This window comes from Peptostreptococcus sp. MV1 (genome assembly GCF_000758885.1).
GTDB lineage: Bacteria > Bacillota > Clostridia > Peptostreptococcales > Peptostreptococcaceae > Peptostreptococcus.
In genome coordinates, this window is the sequence record NZ_JRNB01000065.1 from 40,167 (window position 1) to 60,501 (window position 20,335).

Genomic DNA, 20,335 nt, shown 5'->3' on the forward strand with positions numbered 1-20,335 from the left:
CTTAAAACACCTCCCTGAGCTGTTTCCACATTATTATTGCATCTTCCTTGTTATTAGTATAGTATTCCTTCCTGACGCCACCTGCCAAAAAATCATACTTCTTGTAGAGCCCCTGAGCAACAAAATTACCTGCCCTAACCTCTAAGGTTATAGACGCTATCTTGTCCCTATCGCACATAGCAAGCAAGGCCTCTATCAAGCCGTTTCCTATTTTTTGCCCCCTAAAGTCCTTGTGAACAGCTACATTGGTAATATGGGCCTCATCTATTATATACCAGGCTCCTACATAGCCAACAATCTTGCCATCATTATCTGCCACTATATACCTGGACAACTTGTTTTTTAGCTCTCCCTTTAGAGAATTATAAGACCAGGGATCTTCAAAGGCAGATAATTCTACCTCATACACACCGTCTATATCACCAGCAGTCATCCTTCTATATATCATTTTTCATCTTCCTCTGCTTTTCTTCATATTGAACCTCTGCCTGAGACTTCCTAATGTACATAGGCAAAATGTCATAGCAGGTATATACATCTAGACCTTTTTTATACTTGTAGTGGGCACAGGCACATACACTAGCTGCCCTAGACACATTTATATTGCTGGATGCTATCCTTGCATCTAGACCTAGACAGCCTAATTTATCTCCATACTTATAGACCCCTTCACCCAGGAATATGACCGGTCCTTCGATTAGCTTGACCTCTTCTAGCAAGTCATCTATATCAACCACCTTTATCTCCCTACTTATTTTTGGTAGTCCCTCTTGGCTTTTGTATATTGCTGAATAGACCTGACTTCCCTGGGCATCCAATATAGGAACCAGACTAGCCTGACTATCAGACAGATTATAGGCCAAACTTTCAAGAGAATTAACTGCCACTACTGGTAAGTCTCCTACATGAGCCAAGGCCTTGACAGTAGCCATGGCAATCCTAATCCCTGTAAATGATCCCGGTCCTATACATACAGCCAATAGGTCTACATCTCTTATTTTAATGTTGGCCAGTTCACACAAGCTCTCCAGAATAGGCATCAATTTTTGTGAATGTGTCCTCTTGTCATTCACGACAAGCTCACCCAACAGGATTCCATCTGACCACAAGGCCACACTTGCAGCCCTAGTCGAAGTGTCCAAACCCAAAATAATCATGCTCTAGTAACCTCCTCAACCAATTCTTCATAGGCCTGACCTCTAGCAACAAACTCTAGACGCCTAGCCTCTCCTTCATACTTGATATTTATATCCAACCTCTCATCAGGTAATATGTCTTCTATTATCTGTGACCACTCTATTATACAAACTCCATCTGAATCAATGTATTCTTCAAAACCTATATCGTACATCTCATCACTTGAGCCTATCCTGTATACATCAAAGTGGTTTAGCTTTAGCCTACCATCCTCATATTCATTGACTATAGTAAAGGTAGGACTAGTTATATCCTCTTCTATGCCAAGTCCGATAGCTATTGCCTTTGTAAGGGCAGTCTTGCCAGCACCCAAATCTCCATTCAGGCACAAAACTGCACCTTCAAACAGGTTTTTACCTATCTTTTGACCCAGACTAGAAGTGGCATTTTCATTTTCTAGATAGATACTCCTCATATAGCCTCCTTATATTTCAAATAATATTATTATACCATTAATAGTATATATACCACAAATAAATATCCACAAAAAGACACTACCCAAGTCTATCAACTTCCAAATCAAAAATCTGAAAGTCCTAGACTCAGGTAGTGTCTCATTTATAATTATTAATCAATATATGTTTATCAATGTAATGGGCACATACGAGACAAATAACAAATACTCATATGTATATCAAAACCTTATAGTTTCTTATTTTTGTGCATTTCTAGCAGATAGCATACAAGAAACAGCTATTGAAACCAACTTAGCAGATTCTCCGTCAGATCTTGAGCATACAACGATTGGCACCTTGGCACCAACAACTATACCACCAAATGTCCATCCACCTAGATACTTAGCAGTCTTTAATAGTATGTTACCCGCTTCGATAGCAGGAACAACTAGTATATCTGCACGACCAGCAACTGGATCATCTATACCCTTTACTTCAACTGCATGTAGGTCAACAGCATTATCCATCTGTAGAGGTCCACTTACTAGACATCCTGTAATTTCACCTTCCTGGTTCATTCTCTGTAGGGCAACTGCATCTACTGTAGCAGGCATCTTTTCGTAGTATTTTTCCTTGGCACATATCATTGCTATCTTTGGTTCTTCATTACCTAGGGCGTGGGCAACATCTACAACATTTTCTATTATGCCCTTCTTCTGTGCTAGGTCTGGAGCTATCAACATTGCACCGTCAGAAGTTAGGTAGTACTTGTCTCTATCTTCATTGAACAAGATACCAACGTAACTCAAAGTATTTCCAGTTCTAAGGTTATTTTCCTTCTTAACTACTGCCTTAAGTATTACTGAAGTATCTATTAGACCCTTCATTATTAGACTAGCCTTGCCAGCATTAACCTGGTCAACTGACTTCTGAGCAGCATCCGCCAAGTTCTCAGCATGTACTAGTTCCATGTCAGATATATCCAAGTTTGCTTCCTCGGCTACACTCTTAATGATATTTTCATCACCTACTAGGATTACCTTTGTAAATCCTAGGTCAACTGCATTTCTTAAAGATTCTAATGTAGCTAAGTCGTGTGGAGCTGCAACAGCAACCGTCTGGATAGCATCACCAGTTTTTTCCTTAGCTAAATTAATAAAATAATCCTGATTTATCATTCTATACACTCCTATAACATAAGTATTATCAACCTGGGCCACTCAAGGCCCATTTCACCTATATATATTTTATCACATTTATAGGATAATAGTAGCGTTTTCTTGAATTTTTTTGTAAGTTTTTGTATTTTTTAACATTTTGTTTATATTTTTTATCTTTTACCGGCCTTTTACCTATTAAAATATAGCTTGTATCTATTTGATTTACACCTCTATTGCATAGATTGACACTCTTCACAAAGTTGATAGTAACCAGCCACATACTAGACCAATTGCTTTCGTAATGGAATATGATGGTGGACTAGCATTCTATTCTGACAAGAGAAAGAATATGTACAAATGGTAGGCAAGGACGTTGAAGGTATAGAACTATAATAAAAATAAAGGCCACACATTCATTAATTCTAATTAGAATGTATGGCCTTTATTTTGTTGTAACAGCCTTTATGCAGCCTATATATTTATATAAAAAAGGACCCTATTCAAATAAGATCCTCTTAAATACGAGCCAAGACCAGCCCAAAAATTTCTATATTAATTTACTTAAGCGTTATGCTTCTGGTGTTCATCAAAAGCGTATATGGCAGCACCTATAGCACCTGCCATCTGAGAATCAGGAGATATCATTATATCACATTCCAACTCTTCGTTAAGGGCTCTAACTATACCCTTGTTCTTACTTACTCCACCAGTCATGGCAACAGGAGTCTTTAGACCACCTCTTCTTGCCAAACTAGCAACTCTAGTAGCAACAGACGCATGTATACCTCTTATGATATTTTCTAGAGGGATCTTCTTAGCCATACATGAGATAACTTCTGACTCAGCGAATACTGTACATGTTGAACTAATTGGTGTTACTTCTGTAGACTTGGCATCTAGATCGCCTAGCTCATCCAGTTTTACATCCAATACGCCTGCCATAACTTCCAAGAACCTACCTGTACCAGCAGCACACTTGTCATTCATCAAGAAGTTTACAAGACCACCCTTGTCATTTAACTTCAATACCTTAATATCCTGACCACCGATGTCTATAATAGTACCTACACCACCAAATATAAAGCCACCGCCCTTAGCATGACAACTAAGTTCACTGACAGTCTTGGCAGCCTTTTCATAGCTGTTTCTACCATATCCAGTAGATACAATTAGGTCTATTTCATCAAAACTTTTTCCTGCTTTTCCAAGTACCTCTTCTATAACCAAGTCAGCGCCTTTAGTACCGGCACCTAGGCTAACTACACCTTCACTTACAACTTCTTTTCCATCCTTCATTATCACACACTTTGATGATGTTGATCCAATGTCAATACCCATTGTGTATACACTACTCATTTTAAAACGCCTCCTATATAATTTGTTTAAATTAAATATCGTCGATAGATTTTAACATTTAGTATAATACCCATTTTTTGTGAAATATAATATTATTTTTAAATATTTTATACGAAATTATAATTCATAAGTAATTGTCAATCATTGATAATTAAAAAACAATATCAAGGATTATTAACAAACCTATCTCCTCGTCAATTATACCATAATAAAGGCCCCACTTTCAATATCATATTGAAAATAGGACCTTTTATATATTTTTACCTCAACTTTAATTGCTGATTAACATAAATTATTTTTTATCAATTTTTCTATCTTTTTATAGAGTGGTATTGTAATTATTGATATTACTATTCCCTTAACTAGGTTAAATGGTGCTATAAACCATAAAACGAAAGATAGTAGGTCTTTTACATTAGGATTAATGGCTGTACCCATTCCAATTATGGCCTCTAAGCCCATTATCTGACCATAGAATGGCAACATTACAAAGTAGTTCATAGCAGATCCAATAATAACCATAGCAATTGTTCCTAGGGCAAATCCCTTGATCAAGGCCTTTAATGACTTCTCGCTCCTATATACTAGAGAAGCTACTACTACAAACGAAGATCCAACTACTATATTTGCTATTTCTCCAACACCACCTGTACTAGTCGCTGTGATTAGGTGAAGGAAATTCTTTACTGCTTCAACTGCAAAACCTGCTATTGGTCCAAGCGCCAAACCTGCTACTATAGCTGGCATATCAGATAGGTCTATCTTTAAGAAACCTGGAAATAGTGGCACTGGCATCTCTAAAAACATCAATGCATACGCTATCCCAGCCAACAAGGCAACCTTTACCATAGATAATGTAGATACTCTTCTTTTCTTTAAACTTACTGAATTAACCTTTTCCATTTTGTCCTCCTATTTTTCGAGGGAAAAATAAAATTCCTGGAGAAAATATCCCCAGGAAAAACCATTTCATTACAATAAACATTGTAAAACATTACTTCTCTCATCCAGACTTTACTGTCGGCTTTGGAATCTCACCAAATCAGCTTGCGCTCGCGGGCTATACCGCCGGTAGGGAATTTCACCCACCCCCGAAGATTAATTTTTATTTTATTTTACAAGACTATTATATGACTTTTATAAGAAAAAGTCAATATTTTTCAGTCTTTTTTTGGTCTCTAGCACCTATTTATTAAGTCAAGCTAGGATTGATTTGCAAGCTTGACTTATACACCTATATGGGGTATTGGGAGCCAAAAAAATCCAGCTAGGATTGGCTTACACCCTTCATTGATAGGGATACCCTAGCCTTTTCCTTGTCAAGTCCTATTACCTTGACCTTGACGATACCACCTACTGTCAGTAGGTCGGATGCATTTTTCACCCTCTTATTGGATATCTGAGATATATGAACTAGGCCGTCATTTTTAATACCTATATCTACAAAGGCACCAAAGTCTACTACATTTCTTACTGTACCTGTCAGGACCATGTCCTCTTCTAGGTCTTCTAACTTCATCACGTCTGTCCTAAGTATAGGCTTTGATCCAGCCTCTCTGATATCCCTACCAGGCTTTTTGATTTCATCTACTATGTCCTTTAGGGTTGCCTGACCTGCACCTATTTCTTCACTTAGCCTGTCCAAACCATATTCCCTTATCTTTTTGTCTAGCTGGTCTAACCTGGACTCAGTCACATCATCTAGACTATATCCCAATATATTCAACATTGCTTGGCAAGCCTTGTATGATTCGGGATGGACACCTGTATTATCCAGTGGGTTCTTGGCATTTGGTAATCTTATAAAGCCTGCTGCCTGTTTGAAGGCTGCTGGTCCCAACCTCTTTACCTTTTTCAGTTCTTCTATGTCTTTGAAGTCACCATTTTCATCCCTATAGGCTACTATGTTCTTGGCTAGGCTTGATGATATTCCTGCCACGTGCTCTAGCAGAGAGTAGGATGCTGTGTTGGCGTCTACACCTATTTGATTGACAGAATCCTCTACCACTCCATCTAGGACCTGGGTCAACCTTTTTTCATTTACGTCATGCTGGTACTGGCCTACTCCTATACTCTTAGGTTCAATCTTTACCAGTTCAGCCATAGGGTCCTGGAGTCTCCTCGCTATTGATATGGCCCCCCTTATAGACACGTTTATATTCGGGTGTTCTTCATTGGCCAGTTTGGATGCTGAATATACAGAGGCACCTGCCTCATTTACTATCAGGTAGGATACTGGCCTATCTATTTCACCTATCATCTCTGCCACAAATTGTTCTGACTCTCTTGATGCAGTACCATTGCCGATAGATATTATATCCACCTTGTATTTTTCAATCAACTTCTTGAGACTGGCTTTGGCTTCCTCAACCTTGTTCTGGGGTTTAGTTGGATAGACTGTAGTATAGTCTAGCAGCTTGCCATTCTTGTCTACAACTGCAATCTTGCAACCAGTCCTATAGGCGGGGTCAAAGCCCATGACCACTGCATTTTTTATAGGTGGCTGTAGTAGGAGTCCCTGTAGATTTTTACCAAATACCTTGATAGCCCTCTCTTGGGCTAGGTCTGTTAGATTGTTTCTAACCTCCCTCTCTATGGCTGGGAAAATCAGCCTCTTGTAGGCATCTAGGGCTACTTCTTCTATAATAGCTTCATTTCCCGTATTCTGAGTATTGATATAGGACCTGACAATTTTGTCTAGCATCTGCTGGTCGTCGACTACTAGCTTAACATTTAGGATGCCTTCCTTTTCCCCCCTATTTATAGCCAGTGTTCTATGGGGTGGTATATCTGCCACCCTCTCAGTAAAATCATAGTAAAGCCTGTATACTGAATCTTCTTCGAGCTTGGCCTTGGATTGTAGTTGACCTCTTTTCAAGGCCTGCTCTCTTATGTACTTTCTAATATCCGCATTGTCGCTCATTACTTCGGCTAGTATATCCTTGGCACCTGCTATAGCAGTATCTATGTCATCTACTCCTTTTTCGGGGTCTATATAGGCCATGGCCTCCTTGCCTAGGTCTAATTTTTTAGAAAGAAGTATCATCATTGCCAGTGGCTCTAGACCCCTCTCCTTGGCTATAGTGGCCCTAGTTCTCTTTTTTTGCTTAAATGGTGCATAGATATCTTCAACCTCTTGTAGACTCTTGGCCTTTTCTATAGCCTCTATCAGGTCTTGTCCAAGCTTGCCTTGCTCATCTATCAGCCTCTTTACATCTTCCTTTCTAGCCTCTAGGTTTCTGAGATAGGTCAATTTTTCTCCAAATTCCCTCAACTGGATATCGGTCATTTCTTCAGTCATTTCCTTCCTATACCTGGCTATAAATGGAATTGTATTGCCTTCATCTATTAATTTTATAGTGTTTTCAACTTGGGATGGACGCAAGCCCATTTCTTTTATAAGTATATCTTTAATATTCATAATTCCCTCTTTTTGTGTATTTTTAAGAGGCAGAAAAACTGCCCTCTCTGTCTTATCGAATTAATTGTATTGCTGAATCAGCCCCAAACAAGTAGTCTGCATATTATATTACTAGCCTATCATATATCTCATATATTTTGCTTTAGGTATTCAAACATAAAATTGTCCAATTTGCCATCCATAACTGCATCTACATTGGCATTTTCTTCATTTGTCCTGTGGTCCTTGACCAACTTGTAGGGTTGGAATACATAAGACCTAATCTGACTTCCCCAGGTAATCTGTGAATACTTGCCCTGTATGTCTTCTATCCTTTCCTTGTTTTCCTCTTCCTTTAATTGGACTAGCTTGGCCATCAAGATCTTCATAGCTATATCCTTGTTGGAATGCTGGCTTCTCTCATTCTGACACTGGACTACTATACCTGTTGGCAGGTGGGTTATCCTCACTGCAGAATCTGTAGTATTTACGTGCTGACCACCTGCACCCGATGACCTATAAGTATCAATTTTCAGGTCATTTTGGTTTATATCTACACTCACATCCTGCTTCAATTCAGGCGTTACATCAATCGACGCAAATGAGGTATGCCTCTTGCCTGATGAATCAAACGGAGATATCCTCACTAAACGATGGACTCCTTTTTCACACTTTAAATGACCATAAGCATTTTGCCCCTGAACTAATATCGTTGCCGTCTTGATACCTGCCTCTGGATCAGAGTTCATATAGATTAACTTCACCTTAAAACCTTTAGATTCAGACCACCTGGTATACATCCTTAAGAGCATCTGGGCCCAGTCTTGGGCATCCAAACCACCAGCACCTGAATTAACAGATAGTATCGCATTGTTGGAATCGTACTGGCCAGAAAATAGCATCTCCAAGGTCATTTGATCTAAATTTTTCCTAGCTTCCTTCACCTGCATATTTAAAGATTCTTCCATCTCATGGTCTTCACCTAGGTCTTCATCACATAATTCAACCAGTATGCTTATGTCTTCTATAGATGATATAAGTTGACTATATTGAGCCAACCTGATTTCTATAGTCCTATTCTCCTGTAAAATCCTGTTAGACCTGTCCGCATCTTCCCAAAATCCCTGGTCTTCCATAAGCTTTTCTATCTTTGCCTTTTTGGATTTTAGACTAGATGGGTCAAAGTGACTCACCCAATTCTTTGGCTTTTTTTCTCATATCTTCGTATTCAGATTTATAATCTTGAATATTTATCAACCTTATCACCCCTTATTCCTTTACTGTATTTAATTATAACATAAAAATGCACGCCAATAAATATGGCGTGCATTGATATAAAATTAAAATTTTAGAAAGGCTGTTCTATCTTTAATTAAGCGTTCATGCAGTTCTGAACCTTACCAGTTTCGATTTCTACCTTGATGTTGTCAAGAGCAGTTGAAACCATGTTGTCTACTGCAGTTTCAGTGAAGAATGCGAAATGTCCTGTTAATACAACATTGTCCATTTCCATTAGCTTTTCAACTACTGTTCCTTCTATCTTCTTAGGATCTATCTTCTGGTTTACATATAGAGTTTCGCATTCTAGAACGTCTAGAGCTGCACCCTTTATCTTACCAGCTTCAAGAGCTTCTATTACGTCATCTATGTTTACTAGACCACCTCTACCAGTGTTAACTAGGATAGCATGTTCCTTCATGTGGCTTATTCTATCCTTGTTTATGATATGGTGAGTAGAATCAGTTAATGGTAAGTGAAGTGAAACAACGTCAGCTTCTTCTAGTAAAGCTTCTACTGTGTCTCTGTATTCTAGAATTCCGTCTGCACCTGGGTTTCTAAATTCGTCAAAACCTATAACCTTAGCGCCTAAGCCCTTGAATAGAGTTGCAGCTGTAAGACCTATTCTACCAGTACCTATGATACCTACTGTACAGCTTCTGATTTCCTTAGAAATAAGATCCTGGTTCCAAGTAAAGTCACCCTTCTTCTGAGCTGCTCTAATATGTCCGATATTTCTTAATAGTGTCATAGCATGTGTAACAGCTAATTCAGCTATCGCATTTGGAGAATACCTTGGTACATTTGTTATAGAGATTCCATATTCTCTTGCAGTCTTAAGGTCGAACATGTCAACACCAGCAGTTCTAGATGCAATCTGAGTTAGTCCGTATTCTTTCATTTTCTTGAATATTTCTTCGTCCTTAACTGGTATAACCTGCTGAGTAGTTATTCCGTCATATCCCTTAGCCTTTTCGATTGATTCTGGAGTAATTAGACCGTATTCTAAATCTACCTGAACTCCTGTTTCCTTTGACCATTTCTTAAATGCTGCTTCTTCGTAACCCTGTACATGGTATGCTAAAATTTTCATAATGCTGCCTCCTAATACACATAAATTTACTTTAAACTAATAAAAACATTAACTAATAATTTTGATTTTCTTTAAAATAATATACTCTAATTAACTTAAAACGTTTTCTTAACTAATCACTTAATAACACAAATTTCTAAACACATAAACACTAAAAACACAAATTTTATGTCACTCACATGACAATAACAATTTTTTAACTATCAATATTAAAAAAACACAACTGAATAATATTTCAGTTAAAAAACTATGGTAATAGGTCGCCATATACTAGATATGGCGACACTAACTACCACTATATAGTTTGTAGATTTAAAATTCTACTTAAATTACTTAACTGCCTTTAAAGCTTCAAGTATTTCTGGGATTACCTTATAAAGGTCACCAACGATACCGTAGTCAGCAACACTGAATATTGGAGCGTCTGGATCCTTGTTTATTGCTATTATAAGGTCAGATTCCTTCATACCAGCTAAATGCTGTATAGCACCTGATATACCACAAGCTACGTATAGGTTAGGCTTAACAGTAACACCTGTCTGTCCTACCTGGTGAGATCTATCTATCCAACCAGCGTCAACAGCTGCTCTTGAAGAACCAACTACACCGCCTAAAGCTTCTGCGAATTCAGCTATAAGCTTGAATCCATCTGGAGTTCCTAGACCCTTACCACCAGATACGATTATGTTAGCATCTGTTAGAGATACCTTTTCGTTAGCAGACTTAACGATTTCTAATACCTTAGTTCTGATATCAGATTCCTTAAGATCTATGTTTAGCTTAACAACTTCACCTGTTCTAGAGTCATCCTTTTCAGCCTTGTCCATAACTCCAGGTCTAACTGTAGACATCTGAGGTCTGTTATCTGGACATATGATAGTAGCCATTATGTTACCACCAAATGCTGGTCTTGTCTGCTTAATCTTACCATCTTCTGGATCTATTTCTAGCTTAGTACAGTCAGCTGTAAGACCAGTGTTTAGTCTAGAAGCTATTCTTGGAGCTAAGTCTCTACCTATATGAGTAGCACCAACTAAAACTATTTCTGGCTTAATTTCGTGTACAGCGTCAACTATAACCTTAGCGTATCCATCAGTTGTATAGTTCTTTAAAAGAGCGTCATCAGCTACATATACAGTTTCAGCACCATAGCTAATTAATTCTTTTGCTAATTCATCCATATCCTGACCTAGAAGTATAGCATTTAACTTAACTCCTCTTACGTCAGCTAATTTTCTACCTTCTCCTAGTAATTCAATTACAACTGGAGTAAGTTTTCCCTGTCTCTGTTCAGCATAGACCCAAATGTTCTTGTACTGATTCAATTCATTTCTATCCATAATACTCTTCTCCTATAAACAATTAAATTATATTATATGTACAGCCTTTAGCTCATTAACAATCTTAGCTGCAACTTCTTTTTCTGTTCCTTCTAGTATAACACCCTGACCCTTAACTTCTGGTGTAAATGATCTAAATACTCTTGTAGGTGATGCCTTAAGACCAACCTGAGTCTTTTCTATATCAACATCATCTATTGAAAGAACCTTAATTTCTTTTTCATAGGCTTCGAATATTTTATCTATGTACATATGTCTTGGTTCGTTAAGTTCCTTAACAGCTGTAAGTAGAGCTGGCATCTGTAATTCGATCATTTCATAACCATCTTCTAACTGTCTCTTAACTGTAAGTTTCTTTCCATCAACTTCTAGACCTTCTACATATGTAACCTGAGGTATTCCAAGCTTTTCAGATATCTGAGGACCAACCTGAGCTGTATCTCCATCTATAGCCTGTCTACCTGCTAGTATTAAATCATAATCTCCAATAGCTCTGATTCCTGCTGCTATTGCATTTGAAGTAGCCCATGTATCTGAACCACCAAAAGCTCTATCTGATAACAATACTGCTTCATCAGCACCCATTGCTAAACACTCTCTAAGCATTACATCTGCCTGTGGAGGTCCCATTGAAACAACTGTTATATGAACATCTTCGTGAGCATCCTTAAATGCTAGAGCCTGTTCCAACGCATTTGCATCATCTGGGTTTAATATACTTGGTACACCTTCTCTTATTAAAGTGTTTGTTTCCTTATCAATTCTAACTTCTGTTGTATCTGGTACTTGTTTTACGCATACTATGACTTTCAAATTTCACACCACCCTCTTATTTTAATATGTTTCCTGCGATTACTATCTGCTGAACCTGAGAAGTTCCTTCATAGATTGAAAGAATTCTAGCATCTCTGTATATTCTTTCTATTCTATAGTCCTTAACAAATCCATATCCACCATGTAACTGTAATGCCTTGTAAGCAACTTCGTTAGCTACTTCTGCAGCATAGTACTTAGCCATTGATGATAGAAGAGCAGGGCTCTGCTTGTTATCCTTCAACTGAGCTGCCTGATGAACTAATAGTCTAGCAGCTTCAACCTTAGTAGCCATATCAGCTAATGTAAACTGAGTGTTCTGGAACTTAGAAAGTGTCTTACCAAACTGTACTCTTTCCTTAGTGTACTTGATTGCTTCATCTAGAGCAGACTGAGCAACACCAACAGCCTGAGCAGCAACACCTATTCTACCAGCTTCAAGAGTATTCATCATAACCTTGAAACCAGCACCTAGCTTACCAAGTAGGTTTTCCTTTGGAACCTTAACATTTTCAAATATAAGGTCTGATGTTCTAGTACCTCTGATACCCATCTTATCTTCGTGTGCACCATGAGAGAATCCTTCCCATTTACTTTCAACTATGAAAGTAGATATTCCTCTAGTTCCTTTTCCCTTTTCAGTTACAGCAGAAACTATAGCAAAATCACAGAAAGGACCATTAGTTATCCAGCATTTTCTACCGTTTAGTATGTAGTAGTCACCATCTAGTACAGCAGTTGTCTGAGTTGCACCTGCATCTGAACCAGCACCTGGCTCTGTAAGACCGAATGCACCAACTAGTTTACCTTCAGCAAGTGGCTTAAGGTATTTCTGTTTCTGTTCTTCAGTACCGAAGTTGATTAGTGGAAGTGCAACCAATGATGCACCTGCAGTTAAGTAAGTACCACAAGAAGCATCTGCTCTTGATAATTCTTCCATTATTAGTGCATATGAAACATAATCTGCTCCAGCACCACCATATTCCTTTGGTACGATTGGGCAAGAGAATTTATATTTAGCTAGCTTGTCAGTAAATTCCTGTGGCATGTCAACGCCTTCTCTGTCCATCTTTTCAGCTAAATCAGTATCATACAATTCACGCTGGCAAAAATCACTAATTGATTTTTTTACTAATTCATGCTCTTTTTTTAGTATCATTTTTAACCTCCAAAAATTTGATTACAATTACGCTAATATTTCAGCGAATGTTTGTATTCTTGTTCTTATTTGTTCTATGCTAGTTGTTCCCTGTTCAATCTCAATAAATAGATGAGGTATTTCTGCCTCTTCCATATCCTTCTTGAAGATTGGATAGTCATATTCTTCTGGGTCACAGAATTTCATTAGTGCATAAACAACACCATCAGCACCTAGCTTCTTAGCATCTTCAGCTACCATTCTACCTCTTAACTTGGCAGGATCGTATGCTAGTGAACATCCTTCAACGTCAGCCCACCACTGTGCCATTCTTTCTAATGCGCTACCACCTTCTGGAATTAGAGTTCTGAACTGTCTAGTTTCCTGAGCAACGTCATCAGCTACTATAGCCATATTATTTGCTTCAAATACTTCTAATAAGCCCTTGTCATCAAGTATTATACCAGAAGTTATTATCTTCTTGCCCTTAAAGTCTTCCTTAGGCATAGCCTTTAGGCCTGCTATTAATTCTTTAACCAAAGCTGTATGTTCTTCAACCTTCATAAAGTGTGCACTCTTAAGTACGTAATTTCTTACTCTTGGAGTGATTGTATTTAGATAGTCAGGAACCAACTTAACAAACTCATTCATTACTTTTCTGTGTTCATTGTAAACTGCTATACTTGCCTGGATGCTTTCATCAGTTATTTCGTGTCCACAGAGTTCTTCTAACTTAGTCTTTACTGTAGCATATTCACTAACTAAGTAGTCTTTACCAGCCTGGATCTTTCTGTTCTGAGGGAAAGCAAAACCTATCATAGGTATTTCCTTAACACCAGACTTCCAGTTCTGAGTAAGAGTTATAAGTGTATCACAGTGACATGGTATTATAGCACCAGATAAGCCCTTGAAGCTTCCCTTTAGACCATATTCCATGATAGCCTGGATTATTGAACAACAGAATGCTGGGAAGTATTCCTTAGCTCTTTCTATTGAAGTGTTTCCACCCCAAGTTCCCATTGGTATCATACCAGATGCGTGAACTATTTCCTTTGGAGTATATACTGGGAAACATCCTATAACTTTCTTACCTTCTTTAAGATATCCATCTAATAATGCATTTGGGTTATTTGCAGCATATTCGAATTTAGCAATTAATTCTTTAACAGTCATTACTGAGCACCTCCATCATTCTTTCTTTCTTCCATAACTTCTACTAGACCTTCTAGTCTTGTTTCAAACTGTGCCTTTGCGAAGTTTCTAGGGTCGGCCTGGTCACCATCAAATCCTGCATATGGTAGTCCAGTCTGCTCAGCTATTCTTCTCTGCATTTCGTACTGTACGAAAGACATCAACTTACAACTTCTGTTCATATGATAGAATGCACCATCACAGTTACCACCTTTAAGAGCGTTAACTCTGTATTCTACCATTTTTTCTATATTAACGTTGTTGAACATTGTACTGTAAGCTCTAGCCATTCCATCTAGGTCGTTTACATCATAAATCAATGCCCAAGCATGTGGATAAACTGAACCAGTCATGTTTACACCCTGCTTAGATAGAGACTTCATCTTGTAACCGATATGTGGCCAACATGGAATACCTTCCATCATGATTCTGAACTTTTCTTCACCTCTAAATGAAGTCTGTCCAGTTCTAGCATTTTCTTCAAGTTCTTCAATAAGTAACTTAAATGCTTCAGTAGTTTCCTTCTTACCTCTAGCTGCAACTATTGCTGCCATGTAGTTGAATAGGTCGAAACCATTCATTGGAGATGGGAAGTTACCTTCTGGAAGACTCATTGAATACTTCCATAACTTACCATTTTCAGAAGATATCCTCATAACTTCTTCTAATCTCTTTGGATCGAATTTCTTGCCTGAAATCTTTTCAAACTGCCTTATAGCTTCTTCAAACTGTCCTCTTAGGTACTTAACTCTGTTTTCAGTAACCTCAGTTTCTAGGTTGTAAGCTGTATCTATCATTATAAGAGGTATGTTTAATTCTCTAGAGATATTTTCATACCACTTGATAACTTCGTTACAGATGTTGTTACAGCAACATAGGAAATCTGGTTCTGGCATTGGTAGAGCATCTGAATGTCCTTTTAAAAGAACACCAAAGTTTGTTCTAGCGTATGCACATAGGTCATTTGAATAACCTTCACCTTCAGATAGTTCACATAGTTCTAGTGACTCTCTCTTAGCTGCAACACCGGCTGCATGGTTTTCAGGATATAATAACTGTAAATCAAATATTTCAGCTAATTCCTGAGGGAAAACTGAAGTTGACCAACCTACAGGTCTACCAGCTTCCTTTTCTCTAAATGCATTATCATACTGTTCCTGCAATAAGTCAGCTATGGCTGTCTTTGCATCTTTCTTTACGTTTGCTTCCATTATCAACACCTCCAAATTTTACTATTTAACGATACCTTTTTCCTTTAATTCATCGAAATCAGCACCACTAATACCAACTTCAGCTAATACTTCCTGAGTATGTTCACCGAACTTAGGAGCTCTTACATATTCGCCTCTCTTGTTTTCTGTAAACATTACTGGTGTGTTGAATATAACACCTTCGTGTCCATTTTCGAATGTATGCTTGATTAGGTAGTCATTTGCCCAACACTGTTCGTCAACTAGAACTTCATCAGTTGTAGCTAGTTTTTCGTATGGGATACCTGCTGCCTGAAGTCTTGCACACCATTCATCTATAGGTCTCTTTATAAATTCTTTTTCCATCATATCAACGAATTCTTCTACGTAGTTAACTGCACTCTTCATTGTGCTGTACTTACTACCAATTAGGTCTGGTCTTTCTATTACTGTATTACAGAAGTTAGGGAACCACTTGTCATACTGGAAGAATGCTATCTGTAACCATCTATCATCCGCACACTTGAAAGTAGTGTTTAGTGGGTTAGGTGGGTTCTTTCTAGATATTGGCATTCTATATCCGTAGTGAGCTGCAGATACCATGATACCCATACCAAATACTGCTGTATGGAATAGAGAAACTGTAACTCTTTCTCCCTTACCTGTCTGTTCTTTCTTACGTAGAGCTGCTAGTATACCAGCTGCCAAACTCATACCTGCATAGTGGTCACCAAGACCTGCTACTGGGTTACATGGAGAAGTTCCTTTTTCCATCAAACTCATTGCAACACCACCTCTTGCGAAGTATGCTGTGTAGTCGAATGCTGGATTATCCTTAGCAGGACCATTTTCACCGTATCCTAGTAAGTGAGCGAATATAATGTGTGGAGCTCTCTTCTTAACCTCTTCATAATTAAGACCACTCTTATCAAGTGCCTTCTGTCTAGTGTTTGTTAAGAAAACGTCTGCATCATCAAGTAACTTGTAGATAACTTCAACACCTTCCTTAGTACCAGTGTCAATTACGATATCCTTCTTACCTGAGTTTTCGATTTCGAACATTGGGTTTTCTTCTTCTTTAGTTGGGAAACACCACTGTATACCAACGAATCTCATTGAATCTCCAAATGTAGGTTCAATCTTAATAACTTCAGCACCCCAGTCTGCTAGTAATCTACCACATACTGGTGCAGCAACGAAGTTTGCATACTCAATAACTCTTACACCTTCCAAAGGTAATCCGATTTTTGTCATTTCTCTACCTCCCAAAATTTGTTAATTTAATATAATTTGAAGTCTCTGACTTTCTATATTTATATAAGCAAATACCATGCCAACTTTTTAACTTTCCAAGATTTTGCATATTTTTTCACATTTTTTTGCCTGTTTTTAAGAAAGATATTTTTATCAAAACCACTTAAGCTAGCCATCTTCTAATCTGTATGCAAAGCTTTGCAAGCAATAAAAAAGGATTTTTAATATTTGAAAAGGCTTTTACTTTCTTTATTTTTATTGAAATCAATTATTATTGTATGGCTTTTTGCAAATATATATGAGCTTTTTTTGCTTTTTGCAAATACCTTTGTTTTCAAATTAACATATTATTTTTATATAGGTTAATAAAATAACATTTTTTGGTCTTTTATTAACTTAATATTGTTTTTTACGAAAAAACTCGACTTTTATTTTCTAAAAGTCCTTTTTTATAAAAAAAGGGTATTTGCAAAATGCAAATACCCAACAAAAAGTCTAATTTTTGTTTAATTTTCTACACATATTTTCTAAAATGTCAAGAAAATTATTCTGCAATTTCTTCTTCTCCATCTAGGACTCTCTGCGCATACCACTTGTGGTCTGGATGTTCTCTCTTGAACTTTCTATTCTTGTAAACACCTATTGTCAAGAATGGTAGTACTATAGCAAATATACCTAGGTAACCACAATATCCGTAACCAAACTTAACTATGTTTGTAAGACCTGTAGATGAGATTACTACAGCAACTACTATGATCAATACTGCTGTAAATATTCTTCTCTTCTGTCTAGTCTTCAAGAAAGCTAACTTTTCATGGTCTTCAAACCTGTTAACTAGTCCAAATATACAAGTTACACCTGTTGACATCAAGCATAGGAATAAAGATACCTGGTAGGCAACTGCTATAGCTGAGTTACCTGTATGCTTAGCAACATATAGTGTTGGTAGTGTCAACTGACCTGCTGCACTGAATTCAGCAAACCAACCTAGTAGCATCGTTACTGCTAGACATAGGGCAACTGCATTCATAACGAAAGAAAGTCCCATAGCTGCTGTAGCTTGTTTTTCATTCTTTAATAATTCTCTTGAAGTTGCAGCCAATGATGGTATAACAACAGACTGGAATCCAGCATATGTGAATATTAGTATAAATGGCTTGATAGCTGATCCACCCCATACTTCTCTAGCTGAGATAATGCTAGATATCTGTCCAGTTCTCATGCTAATACCTGTTAGGAATATAGCCAAGCAACATATCATGATTATTATGGACATTATACCTGCTGCACTTGATACGACGATAGCTCCGTAAATAGTCAATATCAGAAGCACAAAACCTACTATTATAATAGATACTATGTATGGTATTCCCATTGTCTGGAATACTGCCGCTGCACCTGCGATTACTGCACCAACAGCTATTATAACCATTAGGTAATAATATATCTCCCACAAGATCTCTAACTTTGGATATGGATCCCAAAGATGTTTAAATAATTCCTTATAATTTTTACAGTCGTAGTTATTGTACATTACAATTGCTTCTCTTAAAGTAACTGTCAACAATACCATAGCTAGGACAGCAGTAAGCGGTGCAGTCCAACCAAATTGAACATAATACTGCGTTTCCTGGTTTCCTGTAGCGAAACCTCCACCTGCATGCGAACCGAATAATACGGCGGCTACACCAAATATTGCGCCGAACGATCCAATACTCTTAGCTTTTTTCATGTGAAATTCCTCCTTTAAATATTGAAAGGTCACTAAAATGCCTCTCACACATATTTAGAGCAAATTCTATGCCAAAATTTCTAATTATTGCAAGTAGCTACAATTTAACTGTCATTTTTTAAATTTTTATATAACCGCTCTTTATTTTCCTGTATACAGTCGATGGGTTTATTCCTACAGCCTTGGCAGCCTTAGTTATATTTCCATATTTTTCTATAGCATTTTTTAGAATTTCTTGTTCTACTAGTCTATGGGCATCATCGATATTCATGATACCCTTTATTATTAAATTTTTATTTTCTCTATCATCAGATATATTAGATGTTTTATTTTCATTTTTATCCCCATCTATTATATCTTCATTACTTTCCAGGGTCAGGATCCTTTCAACCTGTTCCAGATATATGTTTTCTTGCGGAGATAGTATAACCAACCTCTCTACCACATTTTTTAACTCCCTAATATTACCCTTCCAGTCGTTTTGCACCATCCTAGCCCTAGCCTCAGTTGATAAACTAACCTTTCTATTGTATCTATCATTGAAGTAGTTAATGTAATAGTCAGTTATAGGTAGTATGTCATCTCTTCTATCTCGTAAAGGGGGTACAACTATAGGTATTACATTTAGCCTATAATAAAGGTCCTGCCTAAATATCCTCTCGTCCCTCAGTTCGTCTAGGGTCTTGTTGGTTGCACAGACATATCTTACGTCTATGTTTTTTGACTTGGTACTGCCTATCCTCATGATGGCATTTTCTTGTATAGCACGCAGGAACTTCTTTTGAGTCTGAAGTGGCATTTCACCTATTTCATCCAAAAACAGCGTCCCTCCATCCGCAGCCTCCATCAGGCCCATCTTGCCTTCTTTATTTGCACCTGTAAATGCACCCTTTTCATAACCAAATAGTTCTGATTCAATCAGCTCTTCTGGTATGGAAGCACAGTTAATCGTTACAAAAGGACCATTACACCTCATGCTCTTGGACCAGAGACTCCTGGCTATGATTTCCTTACCTACACCAGATTCTCCCATTATAAATATAGAGGCATCTGAAGGAGCAACTCTCTCTACAATAGCCTTTACTTGCTTCATTTCTTCACTGGCACTGATGTATTCCACTACATTCTCGTTATGTTCACTAGAAATTTTGGCTAGGTTAATGAGTCTAGACACATCTCGCCCTGTCAAAACCCCACCCTTGAAATTTCCATTTACATCGTAGTGAGGTATTGCAGTATATGATATGACTTTTCCATTTGGATAGACAATCTCCCTGTATACCTTTTTCTTTTTTTCTATCATTTCAGTTATTACCGGGTTGGATACCTTTCCATCCTTGATGAGTTCATCTATGCTTTTTTTCAAAACATCCTTTCTCTTAAATGGTAGTAACTGGTCACAGATACTATTCATCTTTTGTAGTATCCCCATTTCATTGAATACTACTACTATCTCATCTATATGTTCTATTACATTTTTTATGCCAGCATCTATGGTTAGGTCATTACTGAATATATACCAATAACATACCTCTTTGCCATCAACAGTAACTTCATACTTTTTACCAACTAGAGATGTGTTTCTTATTTTAAACGATCTCGGTCCTGAATTTTTTTCCAGGAATTCTTCTATGTCTAGCTGTCTAGTATTGTCAAGATTCCTAAAATCCAAAAAATCACAAACAGACCCGATCTGCTTATTTTTACAGAGAATGGTCCCGTCCTCAAAAGAAACCAAAGATGGTAAATCCATATTCATCGTTATACTAATCAAAAGAGATTTTTCCATATATTCCTC

At 37.5% G+C, this 20,335-nt stretch carries 17 protein-coding genes and 1 riboswitch; all 17 genes read right to left on the reverse strand.

Annotation, left to right across the window (positions count from 1 at the left end; all coding sequences use genetic code 11):
* Position 1: 1 nt before the first annotated feature.
* A complete protein-coding gene (gene rimI / locus HMPREF1639_RS04910; protein ID WP_036763993.1) occupies positions 2-448 on the reverse strand; it encodes a ribosomal protein S18-alanine N-acetyltransferase in 447 nt (148 codons plus the stop codon).
* The gene (tsaB, locus tag HMPREF1639_RS04915; protein ID WP_036763995.1) at positions 438-1,157 is read right to left on the reverse strand and encodes a tRNA (adenosine(37)-N6)-threonylcarbamoyltransferase complex dimerization subunit type 1 TsaB; all 720 of its coding nucleotides are present in this window, start codon (positions 1,155-1,157) and stop codon (positions 438-440) included. The genes rimI and tsaB overlap by 11 nt, the downstream gene beginning before the upstream one ends.
* Entirely contained in the window at positions 1,154-1,612 is a 459-nt protein-coding gene (gene tsaE, locus HMPREF1639_RS04920) for a tRNA (adenosine(37)-N6)-threonylcarbamoyltransferase complex ATPase subunit type 1 TsaE (RefSeq protein ID WP_036763996.1), read from the reverse strand. The genes tsaB and tsaE overlap by 4 nt, the downstream gene beginning before the upstream one ends.
* Positions 1,613-1,849: 237 nt before the next feature.
* Entirely contained in the window at positions 1,850-2,770 is a 921-nt protein-coding gene (locus HMPREF1639_RS04925; RefSeq protein WP_036763997.1) for a bifunctional enoyl-CoA hydratase/phosphate acetyltransferase, read from the reverse strand.
* A gap of 543 nt (positions 2,771-3,313) precedes the next feature.
* Positions 3,314-4,108, reverse strand: coding sequence for an acyl-CoA dehydratase activase (locus HMPREF1639_RS04930; protein ID WP_036764000.1), 795 nt, complete (start codon positions 4,106-4,108; stop codon positions 3,314-3,316).
* Between the two features lie 282 nt (positions 4,109-4,390).
* Positions 4,391-5,011 (reverse strand): ECF transporter S component, encoded by a 621-nt coding sequence (locus tag HMPREF1639_RS04935; protein WP_036764003.1) that lies wholly within the window; start codon positions 5,009-5,011, stop codon positions 4,391-4,393.
* Between the two features lie 88 nt (positions 5,012-5,099).
* A riboswitch (FMN riboswitch) is annotated at positions 5,100-5,211 on the reverse strand.
* A 164-nt stretch (positions 5,212-5,375) separates the two neighbouring features.
* Positions 5,376-7,529 (reverse strand): Tex family protein, encoded by a 2,154-nt coding sequence (locus HMPREF1639_RS04940; protein ID WP_036764007.1) that lies wholly within the window; start codon positions 7,527-7,529, stop codon positions 5,376-5,378.
* A gap of 128 nt (positions 7,530-7,657) precedes the next feature.
* Positions 7,658-8,765, reverse strand: a protein-coding gene (gene prfB, locus HMPREF1639_RS04945) for a peptide chain release factor 2 (protein WP_198021062.1) whose coding sequence is annotated in 2 segments (ribosomal slippage) — positions 7,658-8,689 and positions 8,691-8,765 — 1,107 coding nt in all. Because the reading frame shifts where the segments join, the coding sequence is not laid out codon by codon here.
* Between the two features lie 115 nt (positions 8,766-8,880).
* Positions 8,881-9,879 carry a D-2-hydroxyacid dehydrogenase gene (locus tag HMPREF1639_RS04950; RefSeq protein WP_036764012.1) on the reverse strand — a complete coding sequence of 333 codons (999 nt, stop codon included), beginning with the start codon at positions 9,877-9,879 and terminating at the stop codon, positions 8,881-8,883.
* Positions 9,880-10,208: 329 nt separating this feature from the next.
* Entirely contained in the window at positions 10,209-11,219 is a 1,011-nt protein-coding gene (locus tag HMPREF1639_RS04955; RefSeq protein ID WP_036764013.1) for an electron transfer flavoprotein subunit alpha/FixB family protein, read from the reverse strand.
* 27 nt (positions 11,220-11,246) lie between these two features.
* Positions 11,247-12,032 carry an electron transfer flavoprotein subunit beta gene (gene etfB, locus HMPREF1639_RS04960; protein ID WP_036764016.1) on the reverse strand — a complete coding sequence of 262 codons (786 nt, stop codon included), beginning with the start codon at positions 12,030-12,032 and terminating at the stop codon, positions 11,247-11,249.
* Between the two features lie 16 nt (positions 12,033-12,048).
* A complete protein-coding gene (gene acdB, locus HMPREF1639_RS04965; protein WP_036764018.1) occupies positions 12,049-13,191 on the reverse strand; it encodes a putative isocaproyl-CoA dehydrogenase AcdB in 1,143 nt (380 codons plus the stop codon).
* Positions 13,192-13,218: 27 nt separating this feature from the next.
* Positions 13,219-14,343, reverse strand: a complete 1,125-nt coding sequence (locus HMPREF1639_RS04970; protein WP_036764021.1) for a 2-hydroxyacyl-CoA dehydratase subunit D — start codon at positions 14,341-14,343, stop codon at positions 13,219-13,221.
* Positions 14,343-15,572, reverse strand: coding sequence for a 2-hydroxyacyl-CoA dehydratase subunit D (locus HMPREF1639_RS04975; RefSeq protein WP_036764024.1), 1,230 nt, complete (start codon positions 15,570-15,572; stop codon positions 14,343-14,345). The genes HMPREF1639_RS04970 and HMPREF1639_RS04975 overlap by 1 nt, the downstream gene beginning before the upstream one ends.
* A gap of 21 nt (positions 15,573-15,593) precedes the next feature.
* On the reverse strand, positions 15,594-16,805 hold the full coding sequence (locus HMPREF1639_RS04980; RefSeq protein ID WP_036764027.1) for a CaiB/BaiF CoA transferase family protein: 1,212 nt from the start codon (positions 16,803-16,805) through the stop codon (positions 15,594-15,596).
* A 544-nt stretch (positions 16,806-17,349) separates the two neighbouring features.
* Complete coding sequence (locus HMPREF1639_RS04985; RefSeq protein ID WP_036764030.1) at positions 17,350-18,537, reverse strand: YkvI family membrane protein; 1,188 nt, start codon at positions 18,535-18,537, stop codon at positions 17,350-17,352.
* A 118-nt stretch (positions 18,538-18,655) separates the two neighbouring features.
* Positions 18,656-20,326, reverse strand: a complete 1,671-nt coding sequence (locus HMPREF1639_RS04990) for a sigma-54 interaction domain-containing protein (RefSeq protein ID WP_036764033.1) — start codon at positions 20,324-20,326, stop codon at positions 18,656-18,658.
* Positions 20,327-20,335 lie beyond the last annotated feature (9 nt).

What these genes read in the sequence shown, in the direction of transcription:
- rimI (WP_036763993.1), bottom strand. Translation starts at nt 448, where the DNA reads ATGATATATAGAAGGATGACTGCTGGTGATATAGACGGTGTGTATGAG.
- tsaB (WP_036763995.1), bottom strand. Translation starts at nt 1,157, where the DNA reads ATGATTATTTTGGGTTTGGACACTTCGACTAGGGCTGCAAGTGTGGCC.
- tsaE (WP_036763996.1), bottom strand. Translation starts at nt 1,612, where the DNA reads ATGAGGAGTATCTATCTAGAAAATGAAAATGCCACTTCTAGTCTGGGT.
- HMPREF1639_RS04925 (WP_036763997.1), bottom strand. Translation starts at nt 2,770, where the DNA reads ATGATAAATCAGGATTATTTTATTAATTTAGCTAAGGAAAAAACTGGT.
- HMPREF1639_RS04930 (WP_036764000.1), bottom strand. Translation starts at nt 4,108, where the DNA reads ATGAGTAGTGTATACACAATGGGTATTGACATTGGATCAACATCATCA.
- HMPREF1639_RS04935 (WP_036764003.1), bottom strand. Translation starts at nt 5,011, where the DNA reads ATGGAAAAGGTTAATTCAGTAAGTTTAAAGAAAAGAAGAGTATCTACA.
- HMPREF1639_RS04940 (WP_036764007.1), bottom strand. Translation starts at nt 7,529, where the DNA reads ATGAATATTAAAGATATACTTATAAAAGAAATGGGCTTGCGTCCATCC.
- HMPREF1639_RS04950 (WP_036764012.1), bottom strand. Translation starts at nt 9,879, where the DNA reads ATGAAAATTTTAGCATACCATGTACAGGGTTACGAAGAAGCAGCATTT.
- HMPREF1639_RS04955 (WP_036764013.1), bottom strand. Translation starts at nt 11,219, where the DNA reads ATGGATAGAAATGAATTGAATCAGTACAAGAACATTTGGGTCTATGCT.
- acdB (WP_036764018.1), bottom strand. Translation starts at nt 13,191, where the DNA reads ATGATACTAAAAAAAGAGCATGAATTAGTAAAAAAATCAATTAGTGAT.
- HMPREF1639_RS04970 (WP_036764021.1), bottom strand. Translation starts at nt 14,343, where the DNA reads ATGACTGTTAAAGAATTAATTGCTAAATTCGAATATGCTGCAAATAAC.
- HMPREF1639_RS04975 (WP_036764024.1), bottom strand. Translation starts at nt 15,572, where the DNA reads ATGGAAGCAAACGTAAAGAAAGATGCAAAGACAGCCATAGCTGACTTA.
- HMPREF1639_RS04980 (WP_036764027.1), bottom strand. Translation starts at nt 16,805, where the DNA reads ATGACAAAAATCGGATTACCTTTGGAAGGTGTAAGAGTTATTGAGTAT.
- HMPREF1639_RS04985 (WP_036764030.1), bottom strand. Translation starts at nt 18,537, where the DNA reads ATGAAAAAAGCTAAGAGTATTGGATCGTTCGGCGCAATATTTGGTGTA.
- HMPREF1639_RS04990 (WP_036764033.1), bottom strand. Translation starts at nt 20,326, where the DNA reads ATGGAAAAATCTCTTTTGATTAGTATAACGATGAATATGGATTTACCA.